General features: G+C 68.1%; 18 protein-coding genes and 1 tRNA gene. 7 read left to right on the top strand and 12 right to left on the bottom strand.

Annotated elements, in window-relative coordinates:
- Positions 1-10 precede the first annotated feature (10 nt).
- From fdh3B to rlmJ, 6 genes are all read left to right on the top strand, one after another.
- Complete coding sequence (fdh3B, locus tag HMH01_RS08005; protein ID WP_171324104.1) at positions 11-604, top strand: formate dehydrogenase FDH3 subunit beta; 594 nt, start codon at positions 11-13, stop codon at positions 602-604.
- 186 nt (positions 605-790) lie between these two features.
- Positions 791-2002: a formate dehydrogenase subunit gamma gene (locus HMH01_RS08010; RefSeq protein ID WP_171324106.1), complete on the top strand. Its 1212-nt coding sequence runs from the start codon at positions 791-793 to the stop codon at positions 2000-2002.
- A 1-nt stretch (position 2003) separates the two neighbouring features.
- Positions 2004-3323: a c-type cytochrome gene (locus HMH01_RS08015; RefSeq protein ID WP_171324108.1), complete on the top strand. Its 1320-nt coding sequence runs from the start codon at positions 2004-2006 to the stop codon at positions 3321-3323.
- Positions 3320-3445, top strand: a complete 126-nt coding sequence (locus HMH01_RS17935; protein ID WP_281365949.1) for a hypothetical protein — start codon at positions 3320-3322, stop codon at positions 3443-3445. Before HMH01_RS08015 ends, HMH01_RS17935 begins: the two co-directional genes overlap by 4 nt.
- A gap of 98 nt (positions 3446-3543) precedes the next feature.
- Positions 3544-4608: a flavin monoamine oxidase family protein gene (locus tag HMH01_RS08020; RefSeq protein WP_171324110.1), complete on the top strand. Its 1065-nt coding sequence runs from the start codon at positions 3544-3546 to the stop codon at positions 4606-4608.
- A 44-nt stretch (positions 4609-4652) separates the two neighbouring features.
- On the top strand, positions 4653-5426 hold the full coding sequence (gene rlmJ, locus HMH01_RS08025; RefSeq protein WP_171324112.1) for a 23S rRNA (adenine(2030)-N(6))-methyltransferase RlmJ: 774 nt from the start codon (positions 4653-4655) through the stop codon (positions 5424-5426).
- On the opposite strand, the gene HMH01_RS08030 is transcribed toward rlmJ, so the two are convergent.
- From HMH01_RS08030 to HMH01_RS08065, 8 genes are all read right to left on the bottom strand, one after another.
- Positions 5375-6379, bottom strand: coding sequence for a hypothetical protein (locus HMH01_RS08030; RefSeq protein WP_171324114.1), 1005 nt, complete (start codon positions 6377-6379; stop codon positions 5375-5377). The genes rlmJ and HMH01_RS08030 overlap by 52 nt on opposite strands.
- A 111-nt stretch (positions 6380-6490) precedes the next feature.
- Entirely contained in the window at positions 6491-7429 is a 939-nt protein-coding gene (locus HMH01_RS08035) for an AEC family transporter (protein ID WP_171324116.1), read from the bottom strand.
- The gene (locus HMH01_RS08040) at positions 7426-8226 is read right to left on the bottom strand and encodes an MBL fold metallo-hydrolase (RefSeq protein ID WP_171324118.1); all 801 of its coding nucleotides are present in this window, start codon (positions 8224-8226) and stop codon (positions 7426-7428) included. The genes HMH01_RS08035 and HMH01_RS08040 overlap by 4 nt, the downstream gene beginning before the upstream one ends.
- Positions 8219-9016, bottom strand: a complete 798-nt coding sequence (locus tag HMH01_RS08045; RefSeq protein WP_171324120.1) for a TatD family hydrolase — start codon at positions 9014-9016, stop codon at positions 8219-8221. The genes HMH01_RS08040 and HMH01_RS08045 overlap by 8 nt, the downstream gene beginning before the upstream one ends.
- A gap of 38 nt (positions 9017-9054) precedes the next feature.
- The gene (locus tag HMH01_RS08050) at positions 9055-10179 is read right to left on the bottom strand and encodes a DNA polymerase III subunit delta' (RefSeq protein ID WP_171324122.1); all 1125 of its coding nucleotides are present in this window, start codon (positions 10177-10179) and stop codon (positions 9055-9057) included.
- Positions 10176-10805 (bottom strand): dTMP kinase, encoded by a 630-nt coding sequence (tmk, locus tag HMH01_RS08055; protein WP_171324124.1) that lies wholly within the window; start codon positions 10803-10805, stop codon positions 10176-10178. Before tmk ends, HMH01_RS08050 begins: the two co-directional genes overlap by 4 nt.
- A 1-nt stretch (position 10806) precedes the next feature.
- Positions 10807-11961 carry a D-alanyl-D-alanine carboxypeptidase family protein gene (locus HMH01_RS08060; RefSeq protein ID WP_171324126.1) on the bottom strand — a complete coding sequence of 385 codons (1155 nt, stop codon included), beginning with the start codon at positions 11959-11961 and terminating at the stop codon, positions 10807-10809.
- A 16-nt stretch (positions 11962-11977) separates the two neighbouring features.
- Positions 11978-12811, bottom strand: a complete 834-nt coding sequence (locus HMH01_RS08065) for an SPOR domain-containing protein (RefSeq protein ID WP_171324128.1) — start codon at positions 12809-12811, stop codon at positions 11978-11980.
- Between the two features lie 240 nt (positions 12812-13051).
- Here HMH01_RS08065 and HMH01_RS08070 point away from each other — a divergent pair.
- Positions 13052-13139 (top strand) — tRNA-Ser (locus HMH01_RS08070).
- 169 nt (positions 13140-13308) lie between these two features.
- Here HMH01_RS08070 and HMH01_RS08075 read toward each other — a convergent pair.
- The 4 genes from HMH01_RS08075 to HMH01_RS08090 all read right to left on the bottom strand — a co-directional run bounded on the left by HMH01_RS08075 (position 13309) and on the right by HMH01_RS08090 (position 20846).
- Positions 13309-15429 carry an ankyrin repeat domain-containing protein gene (locus tag HMH01_RS08075; protein WP_171324130.1) on the bottom strand — a complete coding sequence of 707 codons (2121 nt, stop codon included), beginning with the start codon at positions 15427-15429 and terminating at the stop codon, positions 13309-13311.
- A 257-nt stretch (positions 15430-15686) separates the two neighbouring features.
- Positions 15687-15833, bottom strand: a complete 147-nt coding sequence (locus tag HMH01_RS08080; RefSeq protein WP_171324132.1) for a hypothetical protein — start codon at positions 15831-15833, stop codon at positions 15687-15689.
- 146 nt (positions 15834-15979) lie between these two features.
- Positions 15980-16156, bottom strand: a complete 177-nt coding sequence (locus tag HMH01_RS08085) for a hypothetical protein (protein ID WP_171324134.1) — start codon at positions 16154-16156, stop codon at positions 15980-15982.
- Between the two features lie 28 nt (positions 16157-16184).
- Positions 16185-20846 carry a DUF3320 domain-containing protein gene (locus tag HMH01_RS08090; protein ID WP_171324136.1) on the bottom strand — a complete coding sequence of 1554 codons (4662 nt, stop codon included), beginning with the start codon at positions 20844-20846 and terminating at the stop codon, positions 16185-16187.
- Positions 20847-20870 lie beyond the last annotated feature (24 nt).

Raw genomic sequence — 20870 nt, forward strand, 5'->3', positions numbered from 1 at the left:
AGAGAGTAGAATGGCAAGAGCAAAATTCCTCTGCGACGCCGAACGCTGCATCGAGTGCAACGCCTGCGTCACCGCGTGCAAGAACGAGCACGAGGTGCCCTGGGGCATCAACCGGCGCCGGGTCGTGACCATCAACGACGGCAAGCCGGGTGAGCGGTCGATCTCGGTCGCCTGCATGCACTGCTCGGACGCGCCCTGCATGGCCGTCTGCCCGGTGGACTGCTTCTACCAGACCGCCGATGGCGTGGTGCTGCACTCCAAGGACCTGTGCATCGGCTGTGGCTACTGCTTCTACGCGTGCCCCTTCGGCGCGCCGCAGTATCCGCAGGCGGGCAACTTCGGTTCGCGCGGCAAGATGGACAAGTGCACCTTCTGCGCCGGCGGCCCCGAAGAGGACATGTCCGATATCGAGTTCCAGAAATACGGCCGGAACCGGATCGCCGAAGGCAAGCTGCCGATCTGCGCCGAGATGTGTTCGACCAAGGCGCTGCTGGCGGGGGATGGCGACGTCGTCGCGAACATCTACCGCGAGCGCGTGGTCGCGCGCGGCTTCGGCTCGGGCGCCTGGGGCTGGGGCACCGCCTACGACCAGAAGGGCGGCTGATCCCGACCGGGTCGGGGACCGGGCCAGGGCCCGGTCTGCGGCCCGTCGGTGGGGTGCCGGGCCAAGGCCCGGCTTACGCCCCATCGCCCTGTAGACCGGGCCTTGGCCCGGGATTTCAAGGACCGAAGGGCGGACCGCATGGCCCGCCCTTCTTTGCCAGTCAGACCACACCGGGGGCCCTTCGACATGACCCGTTTCCTTATGATCGCCGCGATGCTGCTGACCCTCGGACTGGGTGCGGCACCGATGGCCGCGGCCCAGGACGCGCCCGAGGCCGAGCCGCGGGCCGCCACCGGCGGCGCCAGCACGCTCGAGGACATCCTTGCCCGCCAGCGTGGCGAGCAGGTGGACGACGCCTATCGCCGCCTTGATACCGGCGATCCCGACAGCGCCGCCGGGACCGTGGATCAACTGGGCACGCTGGGCTTCGCCTCCGACAGCGAGGTCTACCGCGCGCTGCGCTACGGCACCGCCGACGTGACGGTATCGACCTCTGCCGCCGCCGCGGGCGTGCTGATCCAGGATCGTGGCATGTGGTGGCTTCAGTTCCGCCAGGGACCGCTCTTGACCTGGGGCGGCTACGGGCTGCTGGGCGTGATCGGCCTTCTGGCGGTGTTCTACCTGCTGCGCGGCCGCATCCGCATCGACGGCCCCGTCACCGGCGAGAAGATCCTGCGCTTCAACAGCGTCGAACGCTTCGCGCACTGGCTTCTGGCGGGATCCTTCATCCTTCTGGGGATCACCGGGCTCGTGTCGCTTTTCGGCCGGATCGGGTTGATCCCGCTCCTGGGCAAGGACAGCTACGCGGTTCTGGCCGGGGCCAGCAAATGGGTGCACAATAACGTCTCATGGGCCTTCATGCTCGCGCTGGTGATGATCTTCCTGTTCTGGGTGATCGAGAACATCCCCAACCGGCACGACCTGAAATGGCTGGCCAAGGGCGGCGGCCTGTTCTCGAAGGGCGTCCATCCCCCCGCGAAAAAGTTCAACGCAGGCCAGAAGCTGATCTTCTGGGCGGTGATCGTGCTGGGCGGCTCAATCTCCGTCTCGGGCCTGTCGCTGCTGTTCCCGTTCGAGCTGCCGATGTTCGCCTTCACCTTCGAAAAGCTGAACGCGATCGGCGTGCCGGGCTGGCTGGGCATGGCGCCCTTCCCGACCGAGCTTGCGCCGCACGAAGAGATGCAGTTCGCGCAGCTGTGGCACGCGATCATCAGCTTCGTGCTGATGGCGATCATCATCGCGCATATCTATCTCGGCTCCGTGGGCATGGAGGGCGCGTTCGACGCCATGGGCTCGGGCGAGGTGGAGAAGCAGTGGGCCAGGGAGCATCACGGTCTCTGGGTGGCCGAGCTCGAGGAAAAGACGGCCCGCAAGGCCAGGGCGACGCCCGCCGAGTAAGATGACCCGCGCCCCGGTCCTGACCGCGCTGGCGTTGATCCTGCTGCCGCCGCTTTCCGCGGCGGCGGCGGAATTCTTCACGCTCGAGGGGCATGGCGGGCCGATCAAGGGCATCGATGTCGCCCCGTCGGGCGAGGCGATCCTGACCGCAAGCTTCGACTATTCCATCGGCCTGTGGTCCGGGCCGGACGCCGCTCCGCGCTGGCTCGAAGGGCACAATGCCGCCGTCAACGCCGCTATCTTCGTCGATGCCGCCCGGGCCGTTTCCGGCGGGGATGATTTCGAACTGCGGCTGTGGGACATCGCGGCCGGTCGGTCCACGGTTCTGGGCCGACACCAGGGCAAGGTGAACCATCTCGCGCTGTCGCCCGACGGGCGCTGGGTCGCGTCGGCCAGCTGGGACGGCACCATCGGTCTCTGGCCGCTTGGGGATGGCAGTCCGCAGATCCTGCGCGGGCATGACGGCGCGGTGAACGCCACCGCCTTCGCCCCCGATGGCACGCTCTTCTCGGTTTCGGCCGACGGCACGCTCAGGCACTGGACGCTGGGCGAAACGCCGTCGGACCGGCTGATCGTCAACCACGGTTTCGGGATCAACACGCTGGTCCTTGGCACCACGCGGGGCTGGCTGGCCTATGGTGCGGTCGATGGCGGCACGCGGGTGATCGACGCCGCGACCGGGGCGGAGCTGGCCGACCTGACCGCCGACCGTCGCCCGATCCTCGCGATGGATGTCTCGCCCGACCTGACCCGACTGGCGGTCGGCGACGGCGAGGGCTACATCATGGTGGTCGACACCGCCGACTGGTCGATCGAACGCGATTTCCGTGCCGCCACACGCGGCCCGATCTGGGCGCTGCACTACAGTGGCGATGGGCAGGGGATCCACGCGGCGGGGATCGATGACGCCTTGTTTTCATGGCCCGCGGGCGATCCGGGCGGCGGGGCGGCACTGGCTTCGGACGAGCAGAGCTTCCTGCGCGACCCCGCCACGATGGGCAATGGCGAGCGGCAGTTCATGCGCAAATGCTCGATCTGCCACGAGTTGACCGGCGACGGCGCGCGCCGGGCAGGGCCCAGCCTCGAGGGGTTGTTCGGGCGGCGGGTCGGGGCGCTTGAGGGGTATGCGTATTCGGCGGCCTTGAAGGGGTTGGGGTTTGTCTGGGACGAGGGGACCATCGACGATCTGTTCGAGCTTGGGCCCGAGCATTTCGTTCCGGGCAGCAAGATGCCGATGCAGCGGATCGCTGCGCAATCAGACAGGGATGACCTGATCGCCTTTCTCAGAAAGGCGACACTCCCGCAGGAGGACAAGCAATGAAATCAATGATCTTCGCCTTCATCGCGATCGTCGTGATCGCCTTTGCCGCGAATGAGGGGCTCAGGATGGCGGGCTTTTCCAGTGCCGAGCAGACGGCCTCGGACTCGGTCCGGCTGAACTGACGGACGGGCGGCGCGGGCCGCCCGGAGGTGTCTGGAAAGCGTATGGCAAGTGTCGGCTTTGCGTATGGCAAAGTGCCATACACAGAGGCGGAGAACTTATGGGCGAAAGCCTTGATGCAATCGTGATCGGGGCCGGCATCGCCGGTCTGACGGCGGCCCTGCAATTGCACGAGGCCGGGCGCGGGGTGCTGCTGCTGGAGGCCGCCGACCGGATCGGCGGGCGCGTTCATGGCTTGCACGATGACAGGGGGGCGGTGCTGGCCGACCTGGGGCCGTCCTGGGTCTGGCCGCGCTGGCAGCCTGTGGTTCAGGCGTGGATCGACAGGCTGGGGCTGACGCCCCTTGCCCAGTTCGAAGCTGGGGATGCGGTGCTGGACGGCTGGGGGCCGGGGCCGATCCGGCAGCTTCTGCCGGGCCAGGACGGGATCGCGCGGATCCGGGGCGGACCGTCGGCCATCGTTCAGGCGCTTGCGGCGCGGCTGCCCGCGGGCACGGTGCGGACCGGGGCGGCGGTGGCGGGGATCGCGCCGGAGGGGGAAGCCCTGCGGATCACGCTTGCCGATGGCGCGACACTCACGGCGCCCCAGGTCGTGCTGGCCGCGCCCCTGCGCGTGATCGCCGAGCGGATCGCGGTCGAGGGGCTGGCGCCCGGCGCGCGCGCGGCGATGGAGGCGACGCCGACCTGGATGGCGCCGCAGGCCAAGGCGGTGGCGGTGTTCGAGCGCCCCTTCTGGCGTGGGGCGGGGCTTTCGGGGCGGGTCGCAAGCCGGCTGGGGCCGCTGGTGGAGATGCACGACCTGACGCCCTATGACGAGCGGTGCGGCGTGATCTTCGGCTTCGTCGGCGTGCCGCCCGAGGGGCGGGAGCCGGGGCCGCTGGAGGCGGCGATCCGCGCGCAACTCCTGCGCTGCTTCGGGCCGGAGGCGACGCCAGAGCGCATCGTCGTGCAGGACTGGGCGCGCGATCCGCTGATCTGCGCGGCGCGTGACCTGAGGGGGCCGCAAGCGCATCCCGAGACGGGGCCGGAGATCCTGCGCGCGGGCCATCTGGGCGGGCGGCTGTGGCTGGCGGTGTCGGAAGTGTCGGAACTGAGCCCCGGCCTGATCGAGGGGGCGCTGGCCGCCGGGTCGGCCGCGGCTGAAAGGGCGATGGCGGCAAGCTGATCGCCGCGCTTGCGGCTTTTGCGCGGGGGCGTTACCGCATTCCCATGCTGTCCTATCAACACATCTACCACGCTGGGAATGCGGCCGATGTCCAGAAGCACGCGCTGCTGGCGTCGATGCTGGATTACCTGACCGCGAAGGACAAGCCGCTCAGCTATCTTGAGACCCATGCCGGGCGCGGGCTTTACCGGCTGGATGCCGAGGAAAGCCTGCGCACGGGAGAGGCGGCGGCAGGCGTCGCGCGGCTGGCGGCGGGGTTCCCTGCCGATCACCCCTATGCGCGCTGCCTGAGGAAAGTGCGCGCGCGCCATGGGGCGTCGGCCTATCCCGGTTCGCCGCTGGTGGCGGCACTCGGCCTGCGGCCCGGCGACCGGATGCACCTGGCGGAGTTGCACCCGCGCGAGCACGAGGCGCTGGCGGAAGTGATGGCGCCCTTCGGGGCCGATGTGCGGCGCGAGGACGGGTTCGAGATGGCGCTGTCGATCTGCCCGCCCATGCCGCGGCGGGGGCTGGTCCTGATCGACCCCTCCTACGAGGTGAAGGGCGATTATGCGGCGATCCCGCGCCAGATCGCGGCGATCAGGCGCAAGTGGAACGTGGGCATCATCGCGCTGTGGTATCCGATCCTGACAAGCGGTGTGCACGCGGACATGCTCGAGGTGCTGACGCGGGATCACCCGGACGCGCTGCGCCACGAGGTGCGTTTCGGCCCCGCGCGGGCGGGGCACCGCATGGTCGGCTCGGGCGTGTTCGTCATCAACCCGACCTATGGGCTGGAGGCAGAGGCGGCCCGGCTGACGGCGCTGTTCGCGGGCTGAACGGGCCGCGACAGGCTTTCGGTCATCAGGAGCAGGAAGCCCAGCGCGCAGAGGAACTCGCGCCCCTCGGCCATGTTCATCGGCACCCGTGGCAGAAGGGCGAACACGCTCCAGTCATGGATCAGCGAGGCGGCGGCGAAGCCGAGGGCAAGCCCCGCGGAGGCGATGGGCAGCCCGGTCAGGTCGGCCGCGCCGTGGATCGCGGGGCCGGTCCGCGCCAGAAGCGGCAGCATCACGCCATAGAGCGCCACGCCCGCCATGAAGATGTGATCGGCCGAGTACCCGAAGGAGTTGTGCAGGTTGAATTCGCCCTGCGCGTTCAGCGCGTCGAGCGTTGCGGGCGTGGAATAGTCCAGAAGGCGCTGGCCCCAGCTGATTTCCTCGCCCGCGCAGACGAGAAAGCCAAGCGCGAGGGCGAGGTGCATCAGGGCGTAGCGGCCGCCCGGGCCGCGGCGCGAGGCGGCGAAGGCAAGGCCCGCGGCGATCACGAAGAGCAGGGCCGTGGCGTATTCGACGGGCCCGTCCTCGAGCCCGATGACGGGGGGAAACAGCGCCGGGTTCCGCCCGCCCAGGGCGACCCAGGCGAGAAACAGCAGCGTCGCCCCGAGCAGGATCGCGCCGGAGCGGCGGGAGACATGGGCGGCGGACAGGGGCAGCGCCGGGCGCGAGGCCAGCCAGCGGATCGGCGCGGTTTCCCGCAGGCGCGGCCAGAAGGCCCAGAGCGCCAGCAGCGACAGCCCGCCAAGGGCGAGGGCCACGCGCAGGGCGGCGATTTCCAGCAGCGTGATTTCGGCCGTGCGGCGGATGGCGGGGATGTCGGAGGCCAGCCTTTCGGCCGGGGGGCCGAGGTCCGGAAAGATGGTGGTGGAGAGAAGGGCCGCGGCGGCGAGGGCGGCAAGGCCGGTCGCCATTGCAAGCGGCGGGTGCTCGGTCGAGAAGGATGCGTGAGCCATGGGACACCTGTGGCGGCGGGATCGTGCAACGCCCCAGGATGCGCGCGAGTGGGCGCCCGCGGCCTGCGTTTTGTCATCGAAGTGTCACGAAACCGTCGCGCGCGGCGGTCGTCAGATGCCGCCCAGCACCAGAAGCCAGACCGAGATCGACAGGACCGAGGTGACGGTGCCCAGAAGCACCGCGCTGGCCGCCACGTCCTCGGCCCGCTTGTACATGCTGGCGAAGACATAGGCGTTGACGCCCGGCGCCATGGCGGCGGTCAGCACCGCGCCCTGCACGAAGACGCGCGGCAGGTCGAACACGACATGGGTCAGGAACAGCGTGATCGCCGGGTGCAGGATCAGGCTGAGGGTGGTGACCATCGCCGCCTCGCCCAGGGTGGCGCTGAGGCGGTAGCGGGTCAGCACGCCGCCCAGCGCGAAAAGGGCGACCGGCAGGGCCGAGGCCACGACGAGGCCGAGCGCGTCGAGCACGGTGTCCGGCAGGGCAAGGCCGGTCAGGTTGACCGCGAAGCCAAGGGCGAGGCCGATCATCAGCGCGTTGCGCAGCATGGCGTTGGCGACCGCCTTTGCCGTGTCGGCGGCGGAGCGGCCGTCGGCGCGCGAAATCTCCATCACGGTGATGCCGAGCAGGTAGCAGAAGGGGGCGTGGATGGTGATGATGGCGAAGCTGGCCGCCAGCGCCTCGGGCCCGAAGGCGCGGTCGACGATGGGCACGCCCAGGATGACGGAGTTCGAGAAGAGCGCGCCGAAGGCGATGGCGACGGCTTCGCCGGGGCGGCGGCGGAAGATCAGCCGCGCGCCCAGCAGGCCCATCAGGAAGGCGGTGGTGTTGCCGGCGTAGAAGGAGAGAAGGAGCCTCGGGTCGAAGACGGCGGCGAGGTCCAGTTCCATCGCGGCGCGGAACAGCAGGGCGGGCACCGCGAAGGCGATGGCGTAGCGGTTCATGCCGTCGATATGGGCGTCGGTGAAATAGCGCAGGCGGACGGCGGCGTAGCCGGCGGCGGTCACGAGAAAGACCGGGATGACGACTTGCAGGAGGGCGCTCATTTCAGGGCGAGGCGCAGGGTCAGCCCGTCATGCGCGGGGGTGACATGGGGCGGGGTCTCGCCCTCCAGCGTCGCGTAGTCGAGATCCACATGCATGTTGGTCAGCACCGCGCGGGCGGGCCTTGCGCGGTCGATCCAGTCGAGCGCCTTTTCCAGGTGGATATGCGTCGGGTGCGGCGTGTAGCGCAGCGCGTCGAGGATCCAGCAGTCCAGGTTCTCCAGCAGGGGCCAGTGCTCTTCGGGCATGTCGGACACGTCCGGCAGGTAGGCGAGGTCGTGGATGCGGAAGCCCAGCGCGTCGATCCCGCCATGGGCCACGCGGAAGGGGTGGAAGGGGATCGGGCCGGCGGGGCCGTCCACCTCGAAGGGGCCGTCGATGGGGTTCAGGTCCAGGATCGGGGGATAGCTGCTCCAGTCGGGCTGCACGAAGGCGTAGCCGAAGCGTTCCATCAGCGCCTGCGCGGTGGGGGCGTCGGCCCAGACCGGCAGGCGGGCGCGGCGGTTGAAGACGATCATGCGCAGATCGTCTAGCCCGTGGGTGTGGTCGGCGTGGGCATGGGTGAACACGACGCCGTCGAGAAGCCCCACATCGGCATCGAGCAGTTGCGCGCGCAGGTCGGGCGAGGTGTCCACCAGCACCCGCGTCACCGCGTCGCCGCTGCGTTTTTCCAGAAGGATCGAGCAGCGGGTGCGGCGGTTGCGCGGGTTCTTCGGATCGCAGGCGCCCCAATGGCCGCCCAGCCGCGGCACGCCGCCCGAGGAGCCGCAGCCGAGGATGCGGACGACCAGCTCAGCCATGCGACGCCGCCTTGGCGAACAGCCGGTCGAAATTGGCGGTGGTGGCAGCCGCGAACTCGGCAGGGGTCAGACCGAAGACCTCCGCCCCCTTGGCGGCGGTGTGGGCGGTATAGGCCGGCTCGTTGCGCTTGCCGCGCCGGGGCACGGGGGCAAGATAGGGGCTGTCGGTTTCCACCAGGATCCGGTCGAGGGGGGCGGCCGCGAAGATGTCGCGCAATTCCTGCGATTTCGGGAAGGTCGCGATCCCCGACATCGACAGGTAGAAGCCCAGGTCGAGTGCTGCGCGGGCAAGCTCTGCGCCGGAGGAAAAGCAGTGCATCACGCAGGAATAGGCGCCGTTGCGATGCTCGGCCGTGAGGATGTCGGCCATGTCGCGGTCGGCGTCGCGGGCATGGATGATGAGCGGCAGGCCGGTCTGCCGGGCCGCCTCGATATGCAGGGCCAGGCTTTGCTTCTGCGCGGCGGCGCTGTCGGCGGTGTAGTGGTAGTCGAGCCCGGTTTCGCCGATGCCGACGAATTTCGGGTGGGCTGCCAGCGCCACCAGCGCCTCGACGGTGGCCATGGGCTCGGTCGCTGCGTTCATCGGGTGGGTGCCGGCGGCGTAGAACACGCCCTCATGCGCCTGGGCGATGGCGCGCACGGCGGGTTCCGAGGAAAGGCGGGTGCAGATCGTGACCATGCGCGTGACGCCCGCCGCGCGGGCGCGGGCGACGATCTGGTCGGTTTCCCCGGCGAAGTCGGGGAAATCCAGATGGCAATGGCTGTCCACGAGGGCGGGGGCCTGTATCACGTCTCTCTGCTCTGATCCTTGCGCGGCCCGCGCGAGCCTCAGGCGGGGAGGGCTGCGATCCGGGCGGACATGCGGTCGATTGTCAGGAACATATCAAGGATCACCTGTTCGGGGTCAAGGTTGACCGCGCGCGCGTGCGCGATCCGGCCCGCCAGGTCCTGCTGCTGCTCGGCCCATTGCCGGGCGGCCATGGGGCCGGGGCAGAGCCGGTCGACAATGGCTGCTTCCTGCGGCAGGAGAGGGGCCGCGCTGCCGGCGCCGGCGCGGGTCAGCCGGGCGAGCGCCAGCATGGTCAGGTCGGTCAGCATCTCGTAGGTGGCGGCGTTCTCGCGACCGGGCGCGAGCGAGGCGAGGCCCGCGATCGCCTCGCGGTCCATGCGCGGCGCGCCTTCGAGAAGCGACAGGATGCGGGGATAGATCTCGGCGCCGTTCCCTTCGAGAAAGCGCACGGCATCGCCGGCCGATCCGCCGGTCAGCGCGTGCAGAAGCGGCAGCGCATCAAGCGGCTGGCCCGCCTGCGCCAGCGCCCGGCCCATGTCCTCCTCGGAGAGGGGGGAGAGCCGCAGCACCCGGCAGCGCGAGCGGATGGTCGGCAGAAGGCGCGCGGGCTGGTGGCAGACCAGCAGCAGCGTCGCATCCGCCGGGGGTTCCTCGAGCAGTTTCAGCAGCGCGTTGGCGGCGGCGGTGTTCATCTCGTCGGCGGCGTCGATGATGGCGGTGCGCCGCCCGCCATCGGTGGCCTTGAGGCTGAAGAAGCCCTTGAGGCGGCGGATCTCCTCGACGCCAAGCTGGGTGCGCAGGCGGTTGGTCTTTTCATCCACGCCGCGCCGGCAGAGCGCGATGCGCGGCTCGCCGAGCGACAGGCTGCGGCGAAAGACCGGGTGATCGGGGGCCATGTCCAGGGTCGGGGCCGTGTCGCCGAACAGGCCCGTGTCGGGCGCGGCGGGGCCTGCGGCAAGGAAGCGCGCGATGCGCCAGGCGAGCGTCGCCTTGCCCACGCCGCGCGGGCCGGTCAGCATCCAGGCATGGTGCATCCGGCCCGAGGCAAAGGCGTCGAGGAAGGCGGCCTCGGCCGCCGTCTGCCCGAACAGTTCCACCGTCTCGCGCGGATGCGGCGCGCCGCCCACGCGGTCGGCTTCGGGGGTGTCGGGATCGTCGCTCATGGCAGGGTCCGTTCTGCCCGGGCCCAGACGCGGGCGGCCACGTCCTCGGGCGTGCCGGTGCCGTCGATCAGGGCGCAGCGGCCGGGCTGCGCTGCGGCCAGCGCGCGGAAGCCTGCCGCAAGCCGGGCCTGGAAATCGGCGCCCATGTCCTCGAACCGGTCCTCGCCGGACTTGCGGGCAAGGCCGCGGGCAAGGGCCGCGTCGGGGTCCATGTCGATGATCAGCGTCAGGTCGGGCTCGCGTCCGATCATCAGGCGGTGCAACTGGTCCACCACGGCGCGCAGATCGGCCCGCGCGGTGCCCTGGTAGACGCGGGTGCTGTCGGCGAAGCGGTCCGAGACGACGATCCGCCCCTCGGCGAGCGCCGGCTCTATGGTGCGTTCCAGGTGGTCGCGGCGCGCGGCGGTGAAGAGCAGGATCTCGGTTTCGGGCGACCAGCGGGCGGGATCGCCTTCGACCAGCAGGCGGCGGATTTCCTCGGCGCCGGGGGATCCGCCGGGCTCGCGCGTGAGCACCGCGTCATGGCCCGCGGCCCGAAGGCGGGCGGCCAGCAGGCGGGCCTGGGTGGACTTGCCCGAGCCGTCGATGCCTTCGAGACTTATGAACAGGCCGCGCCGGGCCGCCATCTCAGCTGTCGCCGCCGATGGCTGCGGTCCGCGCCTTGTCGAAGAGGATCGTGGCGGCTGCCTCGACCTTTCGCAGGAAGCCCGCCTCGGGGACCGGCGCCATGGCCTGAAGCGGGTAGCGCGTCTCGCCGATCTCGGGCACGGCCAGCACGAGTTCCGCCACGGTCTGCCCGGCGGCGACGGGCGCCTCGAGCGGGCCCTGGTATTCCACCCAGGCGCGGATGTCGTTCTGCGCGGCCCAGGGCACGATGGCGGTGATCCCGGTCTTGGACACGAGCGGCACCTCGCGCTCGGCCCCCAGCCAGACGCGGGCATTGGTGATCGGCACGTCGGGGCCGTACAGTTCCTGCACGGCGAATTCGCGGAAGGCCCAGTTCATCAGGCGCTCCGTCTCTGTCAGGCGGGCCTGTTCGCTGTCGAGCCCGGTGACCATCAGCGTGACCCGACGCCCGTCGCGTTCGCCCGAGGCGACGAGGCCGTAGCCCGCTTCCTGGGTATGGCCGGTCTTGAGGCCGTCTGCCCCGATGCCCAGGCCCAGCAGCGGGTTGCGGTTCGACTGGGTGATCCCCTCCCAGGTGAATTCCGTCTCGGCGAAATAGGGGTAGTACTGGGGGAATTCGCGGATCAGCAGCGTGGCCAGCGTGACAAGGTCCCTGGCGCTCATCCGGTGGTCGGGATGCGGCCAGCCGGTCGAATTGGCGAAGACCGAGTCGAGCATCCCGAGCTCGCGCGCGCGCACGGTCATGCGCTGGGAAAACGCCTCTTCCGAGCCGGCGAGCCCCTCGGCCACCACGACGCAGGCGTCGTTGCCGGAATGGATGATGATGCCGCGGATCAGGTTCTCGACGGTGATCTCGTCGCCGACATTCACGAACATCTTTGACCCGCCCATCCGCCAGGCCCGTTCCGAGACGCGGAAGGTGTCGTCAAGCGCGAGGCGGCCGTCCTGCAGCGCCTCGAACAGCATGTAGAGCGTCATCAGCTTCGACATGGATGCGGGCGGCATCGGCGTGTCGGCGTTCTTCGACAGAAGCACGGTGCCGGTGTCGTGGTCGATCACCAGTGCCGCGCGGGCCGAGGTGTCGAGCGCGTGCGCGGCCGTGGTCGACAGCAGCAGCGCGAGGGCCGTGGCGATGGCGCGGGCGGGTCTTGTCATGGTCTGTCCTCCGGTCTCAGCGCACCGCGAAGGCGTCGGCGTAGCCCAGTTCGCGGATGCGGGCGAGCGCGGCGTCATAGGCGTCGGCGTCGGGGAAAGGGCCGGCCACGACGCGGTAGATCGCGGTTCCATCGGCAGCCTGGGCGGTGCGGATCTCGGCCGGGATCTCGGCCCCGCGCAGGCGGCGTAGAACGGCGTCGGCGCCTTCCTGGTTGCTGCCGCTGGCGACCTGAAGCCGGCGGCCCGAGGCGGGGGCCGCGGGCTGTGCGGGGGGCGGCGGTGCCCCGGCGTCGGCGTCGGCCGCCTCGATCGCCGCCAGTGCCGTGGTCGCGATGGCACCGTCGGCGGCGGCTTCGGCGGGGGTTTCCGCGGCGGCTTCCGGGGGTTCCCCGGCAGGCGTGGCCGCGGGGGCGGCCGGCGGCGGGGCGGGGATCTCGACCGTCTCGGTCCTGAGCGCCACGACGCGCATCTCGACGGGGGTGCCGGCCTGCATCCCGAGCGCCTCTGCCGCGTCCATCGACACCATCAGCGGCGGTCCGGGCAGGTTGACCTCGCGCCGGAAGAGCCCGCCCTCGATCGCGCGGCCATTGGCAAGGTTCACGATCCGCACGCGTTCCGCATCGACCTGGTCGGTCACCGCGACCCAGCGTCCGCCCAGCGAGAAACGCCCGTCCCACAGGCCGCGCGCCTCGAGCTCATAGATGTCGGGGCGCTCGACCTCGCGTTCCTCGATGCGCAGGATGCCGGGTCCGTCGCTGCCGCTGCCGGTGGCGGCAGCGCCAGGCATCTCGGCGCAGGCGCCGAGCAGGGCCAGCGCCATCGCCGCGGCCGAAGCACGGCCCAATGCCATGTGTGAAACTCGGTATCGCCTGTTCATCCTGCTTTTCCCGGTGCATTTCCGCCCGCCCCCGAAGGCGCGTCGCGGCCCGCTGATATCGCTCGACGGCCGGCGGCCCCGGCCTGGTTCTTGTGGATTCACATTAGTCGGAACGCGCGCGGATGCAAAGCCCGAGGCCCGGCTCGGCGGGTGCTCGCCGCAACGTGACCGCCCTTGATCTGGAAGGTCGCGCGGTCTAGACCGCGAACGCACGGAGAGGTGGCAGAGTGGTCGATTGCGGCGGTCTTGAAAACCGTTGAGGCGCGAGCCTCCCTGGGTTCGAATCCCAGTCTCTCCGCCACACTTACGCTATAACCCATTGTCAAAGAGTAGATTTTTTCTTTGATGGGACCTCTGGTCCCCCAACCAGTCCCCCAGCTACCACGCGATGGCGCAAGGCTCGGATCGAGCTTGTACTGCGAAGCCTGCGTTTGGACGGTACTCAGTTGAAGCAACCGAGGCGCGAGTTACTACCGATCACGCAGGGCGAGTCGATCCATCGCTGAAACGCGCGCCATCAGTTCAGTGGCCAGCGAAGCGTGACCACGGGCATGGAGGATGTGGTAGGCGGTCATGCCGTTCTTCAAGCGTGAGCCAACGTCTGCATCGTGTTCGAGAAGCTGCCAGAGAAGCCATGGATTGCCGATCTCAGCGGCGAAGAGGAATGGCGTAAACCCGGCCTCACCCACGACCGCATTCACGTCGGACCCATAGTCAAGCAATGTCGTGACTATACTTCGGCGTACCTCTTCCTGGCCACGAAGGTGCTGCTCAAGCCTCTCTGCGATCAGCCAGTGTCGGTCAGGCCGGTCGCTCCGACGAGCCTGCTGCGCGGCGACGTGATCCGGCAGGAACGGTGAGCCTGACACCCGGAATGCCGGCGGCATCAAACGGGCCGAGTTTTCCATCGCTACAGGATCAGACGCAATCGCTTCAGCCCAGTTCTCCTTGAACTTCCCAACCGCCTGATAAAGCGGCGTGCTGTCCAGCCAGCAGCGCAGATCGACGTGAACACCGGCTTCCAGCAAGGCGCGCACCCAATCCGGGCGCAGCTGGCTGATAGGCTCCGAAAGGAGGTTGTGGCCGTCTATCGTGCGGGCGTTCAGCGTTGCCTTGTCCGTCACGGGCAGGAGCAGATGAAAACAGGCGTCGCTTCCACCCAGCAAAGCATTGAGCAACGGCGACCCGCCTTGCGCGTCGAGCTTGTTCGGATCGGCACCTCGTTCAAGAAGCGCCTTCACTTTTTCAGGGTCATCACAATTCGCGAAGATGGACAGCTGCGGTTTCGGGCTCGTGCCATATCCCTTCACCTCCCGATCCGGGTGCCGCATGTCAGGTGAGCGGCTGGCCCAACTCCGCAGCTGGATGAGGCCATATTCATGGGGCTCCAGCCTCGGCACGGGATTGCCCTCGGGATAGAAGTGTCGAATATTCCGGTGCAGAAGGAGCTTGGGGCGCCGCAGATCGGTCTTGACGCCCAGCGCCTCGCACCACCCTTGCCATCGGCCCAGGCGGCGCTTGTCGCCGAGATAAGAGGCAACGATCATCAGGTCGGCCAATGGCCTTGTCAGCAACGGTCCACTTCGGAAAGCGAAGCGCTCGCAGGCAGACTCGAAATCGTTAGCGGCCGTTGCGAGATCGCCTATTTGCAATGCATGCCGGCCAAAAGTGAACCCGAGACCTGCGAGTTCCGGTCGCCCATGAAGGCGAGCCTTCAACCTCTCGATCAACCGCTTCGCTTCAGCCGCATCTCCTTCCTGTTTGGGGCGCTCCACATCGACCAGGTTTCTGAGGACTATCAAATCCTGGGCTACGTCCTCCGGAACGTCATGAAGGTCCGGATAATCTTCGATCTTGAGGCGATCGAGCGCTGTCTGCGGCGATATTTCGAGCGAAAGGAACCGAGACCGGTGGAGTGCGGGATCGATGCCCGAGAGGGAACAATACCGCTTATAGGCGCGCACGAAGACCAGCGCCGCACCCAGCGCTCTGTGTCGGCTTGCCATTAGCGCCAGCAGTGCCGACATCGCAGGCTCCCTGCCATTCCTCCAGTCGCGCAGACGCCGCTCCCAATTTTCAGATTGCGGCACGCTGGGCGTGTTCCTCCCGAGGTCTTCGGCCAACTCTCTCCAGCTGCGCCCTTTTCGGCACGCGTCCAGAATGGTTGGGATCGCGGCGTGGGGTTTGCTGATAATGTCCGATGGCGCCAGCCCAAGCGGCTTCAGGAGCGGCCCTCCCAGGCGGAGGAATATGACGAGGGCCAGCGGATCCAGTACCTCCCGTCGAACCGCCTCTGACGGCAGGTTGCCGCAATCGTGCTCCAGAACGAGTTGGCGGTAGATCTCGAAGCCCTCGTCCAACAGTTCGTTCGCCCGTGCCGAGGCAGATGCGTGTTCGCGAAACGTCCGTGTGTGTTCCTCGATGAGCGCACGCAGTTCGGCAAAAGGCACAAGCTGCCCGTTTTTCCATTCCTGGAGCCGCTTCTTCAGCGCGGCCTCGTTCTGGTCGTCCACATGCCCGAAAGTCCGGATCAGGAAATGCGCGATTTCGCCGGGCTTCGGGATGGGGGGCGCGTCAGATGCCCCGCTCATCGGTTTCCTCCGTAGCTGGCGAGGCACGCGCGCAGACAAGTCCTGAAATTAAGAGCTGACCGACGGTCGCTCGGTGTGATTGGGACGACGAGCAGCCCTCCCCCTGAGAGATAGAGCTTGGCGTGTTTCGCGCCCCGCTTGTACCGAGCACCACGGGCAATTTCGTCTCGAACTAATTGATCGATCATCTTGTCCTTGGAATATCTCATCTTTAGTCTGTGGGGCGAGAACAACCCCGCCCCACGAGCCCCCCCAGCTTACTTCTTCGCGTTGCTGGCGGCGGCCTGAGCCCTTGCCGCGAAGCTGCCCTTCGAGACTTTGCCTCCGTTAGCCTTCGCCGTCGCAGACTGAATCCTCGCGGCCGCGACCTTGGTCATTGAGGTGCTGCCTTTTCCCTTCGCCATCGTTTCCTCCTTGGTCAGGTTAGCTGTGATCAGATGACATCAGAGCCGTTGCGTTGCTAGAAACGAAGTTGGGGAGGGAAACTTGGGATTTTGCGTCTGGTCCGGGTCTATCGAACGGGCGGGGCAAGGTTCATGATAGAACTTTCTCAGGCCAGTACCCGTTCCAGACTCTGCTTCCGACGCGCCCGGTCGGGCATCACTTTGCCAAGAAACTCGAAGTTTTCCTCGCCACGATGAGGCCCGGCCTTCTTCATTTTTTCAGTGACTTGATCAAGGCGATGGATGCGGAGGCGCAGTCCTACTCCGAGCGTCCGCTTATCCATCTGCTCCTTTGAGAGCACTTGCCGAACACTATGGCGATCTAGTGAGCGCTCCGTCGATCACCCCGCGCAGTTCCGCTCCTACTCGAGCGAAGCCGAGGAGCCGGGCGGTTGCGACGATCAACTCTTCCCGGGGCATATCCCCGCTCTCGGCGACCACCCGGGCAGCGGCCGCACGTATCTCGACCGGCGGCAGGTGCCCCGCCGTTCCTGGTGCGTTGGGCTCGGACCGGTCGCGCACAGGCGGGTCATCCTGCTGTGCCTTGGTCATCGCGAACTCCCTGTCCGCGACGATCCCGCCCGAACGCATGGCGCTCGCGAGCGCTCGGTCCGACGCCTCACGAATGCGCCTTCCGGTCCGGCTCTTCCCGAACGCTTCGGCTACCCTGCGCGCGATCAAGTCGCGGTGGATCGGGCCCTCGGCCTGAACGATCTTCGTCACAAGGTCCGAGAGCAGATGTGGCGGCGCCTCATGCGGCTCGAAGCTCGCTTTTACGGTGAAGCTGGAGACTTCGTAGGCGGGCGCGGACAACTCGGGTGGCGGGGGCAGCACGGTTTCCAAGTCCGGAGCAGTCTCGGCCGTTTCCTCAACGGGCTGCAATCCCTCCCGGTTTGCGCCCGTGTAATGGGGCCCATCGGCCTGTGCGGCCTCCTCGAGCGCGGTTCGAAGGCGGTCGATCTCTGCGTGGCGTCGATGGAACCAGTCCGTACTCCAGACCCGGTGGAACCTCCAGCCAAGCCCCTCGAGCACGTCTTGGCGAAGCCGGTCGCGCTCCCGCGCCCAAAGCGCCGAATGGTAGGCGGACCCGTCGCACTCGACAGCGAGGATGTAACGGCCGGGCTGATCGGGGTGCCGGACCCCGAGGTCGATCCGGAACCCCGCCGCACCAACCTGGTGATCGCAGGGGTAGCCCATGTTTCGGATCACGCTGGCGACGTCATCTTCGAACGGGCTGTCAGCCGGCGCACCGCTCGCTTCCGGTTGCGCGAGTTGGCCGGAGCGGGCGAACTCGAGGAACCGCTTGAGCACCCGCGGCCCGTCACGGCTGGTCCTGGATGTGTCGATGTCGTTCGGGTCGAACGAGCAAAAGACGATGCAACGGGTCCTTGCGCGGGAGAAGAGCACGTTGAGCCTCCGCTCGCCACCCTCGCCGTTCACCGGCCCGAAGGACATTGAGGCGAGCCGGCCGTTCGGCTCGCTGGGTCCGTAGCCGACCGAGATAAGGATCACGTCGCGCTCGTCGCCCTGCACGTTCTCGATGTTCTTCACGAAGACGTCCTCAGAACGTCCCTCGCGCAGGAAGGCGTCGAGGATCTCGTCCTCGCGTCGGGCGATCTCGAGGACCTCCGTCAGCATGTCGGATTGCGCCTTGGAGAAGGCGACGACGCCCAGGGACAGGTCTGGACGGCTCCGGGCGTGCTTGGCCACGGCGCGGGCCACCGCCTCGGCCTCGATCCGGTTCGTGCCGGGGCGTCCACCGCCGCGAGAGCGGCTGGAATAGACGCCGGGCACCCGGCGGAACGCGAGCCCGTAATCGGGATCGTTCTGGACCGGCGACGGGGGAAGGATCAGCCGGTGCTCGTAGAACTCCGCGTTGTTCACGGTGATCAGCGATGGGTCGCGGGACCGATAATGCCATTCCAGCATGGCCGGGTTCAGCCCGCGCGCCTCGCAGAGCGTCAACACGCTTTCCATTTCGGTGGCAGAGGCGGTTTTGATCTCCTCCTCGTCTTCCCCGTAGTCCTCCTCGTCAGAGCCCGCGACCCGGTCGAAGAAGCTGGTGGGTGGGAGCTGTTTCTGGTCCCCCACCACGACGATCTGGCTGCAGCGTGCAATCGCGCCGAGTGCGTCTTCAGGCCGGACCTGGCTGGCCTCGTCGATCAGCAGCAGGTCGAACTCTGTCGAGCCCGGCGGCAAGTATTGTGCGATGGAGATCGGGCTCATCAGCAGGACCGGCTTGATCCGCTGCACCATCTGGCCCGCCGCGCGCATGATCTGCCGGATCGGTTTGTGACGGCGTTGCTTGGCCATCTCGCCGCGCAGGAACCCCATTTGCCCCGACGCCCCCGTGGGCAGCTGGGCAAGGTGCTTGGAGCGCACGAGCCGCCGCGTCTCCTCCATCCGGGCCTCCTCGAGGTCGCGGAAGGTCTCCACGAGCGCGTGCCGGTCGAGATGGGCCAGCCCGTCGAGATCCGGCAGGGCAGCGCGCGCAGCTTCCCAACGGGCCTCGGCGCTGGCATACAGGAACTCATCCACCGCGTTTTCCGGTTCGATCACTCCCTCATCAAGAAGGGCTAGCAGTGGGGCGAGACCGTCCGCTTCGAGTCGGGCCGACAGGGCGGAGAGGCGCGACCATTCCCCGTAGCGGCCTATCCCATCGCTCATGCCGATGATCCGGGCTTCGATCCCTGCGAGGGACTGTCCGTCCCAGACGAGGGCAAGCCGGTCCTCGAGCGCCGCAAGCGCCGCCCGTGCTGCGTCCAGCGCGGCCGCGATCTCCACAGCGGCGTCGGCCGCCGCGCAGATCCGGTCCAGCGCCTCTGGTGTTTCTATCGGAGCGATCCCGGTGAGGCGGGTGAGCCAGGCGACCTGCGCCTGCAACGCCGCGAAAGGGGTGCGCTCCCCGCGCCAGTCCGGCCCAAGCAGGGAAGAAAGGAACCCTTCCTCCTCAGCGAGAGTCTTTCGGAGGCCCCGGACGGTGATCAGCGTGTCGACGAGCCTCAACCGGTCGGCGGGCGATTTCGGCAGGGCCCCGGACAGCAGGGTCGCAAGCTCCCGGCTCGCCCCGCGATAGGGTCCGAAATGACGGGACCAGAAGGAGCCGACCCCGGGTACGAGTCGTGCCCTGAGCGGTGCCGGGTCCATTCCGAAGGCGGTCTCGGTGAAGGTCGCGCCGGCGTCGTCGCGCGCTGCGGCCCAAGTAGACCCGGCCGCAAGGGCCTCGCCGAGCCGCGGGTCTCCGGCATGGGCCAGAACCGCGCCGATTGCCGTGCGGGCCTCATCAGGTCGGCCTCCAGCCGCGATCAGGAGCGCATGGAGGGTCGCACATTCCTCTAGATTTCCCGGTGCAGGTCTTCCGGCTGACTCCGCGATTCGGGTCGCCGTCTCGCGCAGGGTCATGACTGCATCGGTCGCGCGCGCCAGATCGGGTTCAAGCCGCTGGATGTCCGTGGGCTGCAGCGCGGTAGCCCCGACCCCGAAGAACGGGTGCTCGGCGCGCGGGCCGGTCCGGGCCAGCAGCTCCGCATAGGCCGCGATCCGGTCTGAGTGTTTGCGGCGCGTCGCATCGTCCAAGTCGGCCAACCCCTCGCGTGGGAGCCGTGGCGGGGGCGCGTCTTTGCCGACGAAACGGGCGATCTCGGCCATCGCGCGGAACGGGGTGAACCCGTAGCCCGGAACCGGCTGATGCAGCAGGTCCGCCACTCCGTTCAGCCGATCACGCGCTTCGCGCAGCGCGTCTGGCGGTCCGGGCATCTCGGGGATAGCCGCCCCGGCCGCCAGCGTGCGCGCCAGCTCGTCCAGAAATGCCCGCTTGTTGGCGGCGCGCGAGTGGATCTCGAGGCAGAGATCCCCGAGCCCCACCTTGCGCAGGCGGTCATGCACGACCGAGAGCGCGGCCATCTTCTCTGCCACGAAGAGGACCCGTTTTCCGTCATGGGCTGCCGCGGCGATGATGTTCGCGATCGTCTGGGACTTGCCCGTGCCGGGCGGTCCCTGCACGACGAGATTGCGACCGGCGCGCACCTCTTCGATCACGCGGGTCTGCGAGGCGTCCGCGGGAACGACGTGCAGAAGGTGACCGGGTTCCAGCCGCGGGTCGAGCCGTTCCTGTGGGCCGAAGAGGGGTGTGGACCGCTCGAACCCGCCGTCGAGCAGCCCGGTCAGGACCGGATGCGACTCGAAGGCGTCCTCGGGCCAATGCTCCGGTTCCAGGTCCCGCATCATCAGGAGCTTCGAGAAAGAGAAGAAGCCCAGCTGCATCCCGTCCCGGTCGATCGACCATCGCGCGCGCCCTTCGATACGGTCGGAGAGCTCGTCGAAATAGGACTCGGGGCTGAAGTTCTCGTCATCGAGGATTTCCGGCAGCTCGAACCCGAAATCCGCGCGCAGCCGTTCCTGCAGAGGCAGGTTGGTGACGATCTCGGTATCGCGGGCGCGCAGGTTGAAGGTGGCACGCCTGTCATCCCGAACGAGTTCGACGGGCACCAGGATCAGGGGAGACTCGCGCATCACATCTGAGCTGTCGCTCTCGTACCAGCGCAGGAACCCCATCGCGAGGTAGAGGATGTTGACGCCCTGCTCCTCCTCCGCGGTTCGTGCGTCTGTGAAAAGGCGCAGGAGGCGGCGCTGCAGAGCCTCGGGGCCGAGCCGGGTCTCCAGCAGCAGATCCCGATACCGGGCTTCGCGATCTTCAGGGTCTTCCGCATCATCGGCCAACGCTAGGAGAAGCGGCTCATCCTCGGGCTGATCCTCTTCTTCCTCATCGCGGGGCTGGAAACGCATCTTTCTCCCTTGCGTCTTCAGCAGCTCGAAAACATCCGCGCTTCGCTCCTCCACGATGTCGAGCACGTTGGCGCGCTTCGCGGAGCGGTTGACATGGATGAGGCGGTTTCTGGTTCCCGTTTCCACGAGCCGGCGCCGGGCGTCCTCGAGCAGACCGGAGAGGTTGGTGGAGCGAGGTTGATCTTGCATATGCCTATCTTCCAAAAATCGATC

Origin of the sequence: Halovulum dunhuangense (assembly GCF_013093415.1) — a bacterium.
GTDB lineage: Bacteria > Pseudomonadota > Alphaproteobacteria > Rhodobacterales > Rhodobacteraceae > Halovulum > Halovulum dunhuangense.

Coding starts and splice junctions, on each gene's coding strand:
- fdh3B (WP_171324104.1), top strand. CDS start 11: ATGGCAAGAGCAAAATTCCTCTGCGACGCCGAACGCTGCATCGAGTGC.
- HMH01_RS08010 (WP_171324106.1), top strand. CDS start 791: ATGACCCGTTTCCTTATGATCGCCGCGATGCTGCTGACCCTCGGACTG.
- HMH01_RS08015 (WP_171324108.1), top strand. CDS start 2,004: ATGACCCGCGCCCCGGTCCTGACCGCGCTGGCGTTGATCCTGCTGCCG.
- HMH01_RS17935 (WP_281365949.1), top strand. CDS start 3,320: ATGAAATCAATGATCTTCGCCTTCATCGCGATCGTCGTGATCGCCTTT.
- HMH01_RS08020 (WP_171324110.1), top strand. CDS start 3,544: ATGGGCGAAAGCCTTGATGCAATCGTGATCGGGGCCGGCATCGCCGGT.
- rlmJ (WP_171324112.1), top strand. CDS start 4,653: ATGCTGTCCTATCAACACATCTACCACGCTGGGAATGCGGCCGATGTC.
- HMH01_RS08030 (WP_171324114.1), bottom strand. CDS start 6,379: ATGGCTCACGCATCCTTCTCGACCGAGCACCCGCCGCTTGCAATGGCG.
- HMH01_RS08035 (WP_171324116.1), bottom strand. CDS start 7,429: ATGAGCGCCCTCCTGCAAGTCGTCATCCCGGTCTTTCTCGTGACCGCC.
- HMH01_RS08040 (WP_171324118.1), bottom strand. CDS start 8,226: ATGGCTGAGCTGGTCGTCCGCATCCTCGGCTGCGGCTCCTCGGGCGGC.
- HMH01_RS08050 (WP_171324122.1), bottom strand. CDS start 10,179: ATGAGCGACGATCCCGACACCCCCGAAGCCGACCGCGTGGGCGGCGCG.
- tmk (WP_171324124.1), bottom strand. CDS start 10,805: ATGGCGGCCCGGCGCGGCCTGTTCATAAGTCTCGAAGGCATCGACGGC.
- HMH01_RS08060 (WP_171324126.1), bottom strand. CDS start 11,961: ATGACAAGACCCGCCCGCGCCATCGCCACGGCCCTCGCGCTGCTGCTG.
- HMH01_RS08065 (WP_171324128.1), bottom strand. CDS start 12,811: ATGGCATTGGGCCGTGCTTCGGCCGCGGCGATGGCGCTGGCCCTGCTC.
- HMH01_RS08075 (WP_171324130.1), bottom strand. CDS start 15,429: ATGAGCGGGGCATCTGACGCGCCCCCCATCCCGAAGCCCGGCGAAATC.
- HMH01_RS08080 (WP_171324132.1), bottom strand. CDS start 15,833: ATGGCGAAGGGAAAAGGCAGCACCTCAATGACCAAGGTCGCGGCCGCG.
- HMH01_RS08085 (WP_171324134.1), bottom strand. CDS start 16,156: ATGGATAAGCGGACGCTCGGAGTAGGACTGCGCCTCCGCATCCATCGC.
- HMH01_RS08090 (WP_171324136.1), bottom strand. CDS start 20,846: ATGCAAGATCAACCTCGCTCCACCAACCTCTCCGGTCTGCTCGAGGAC.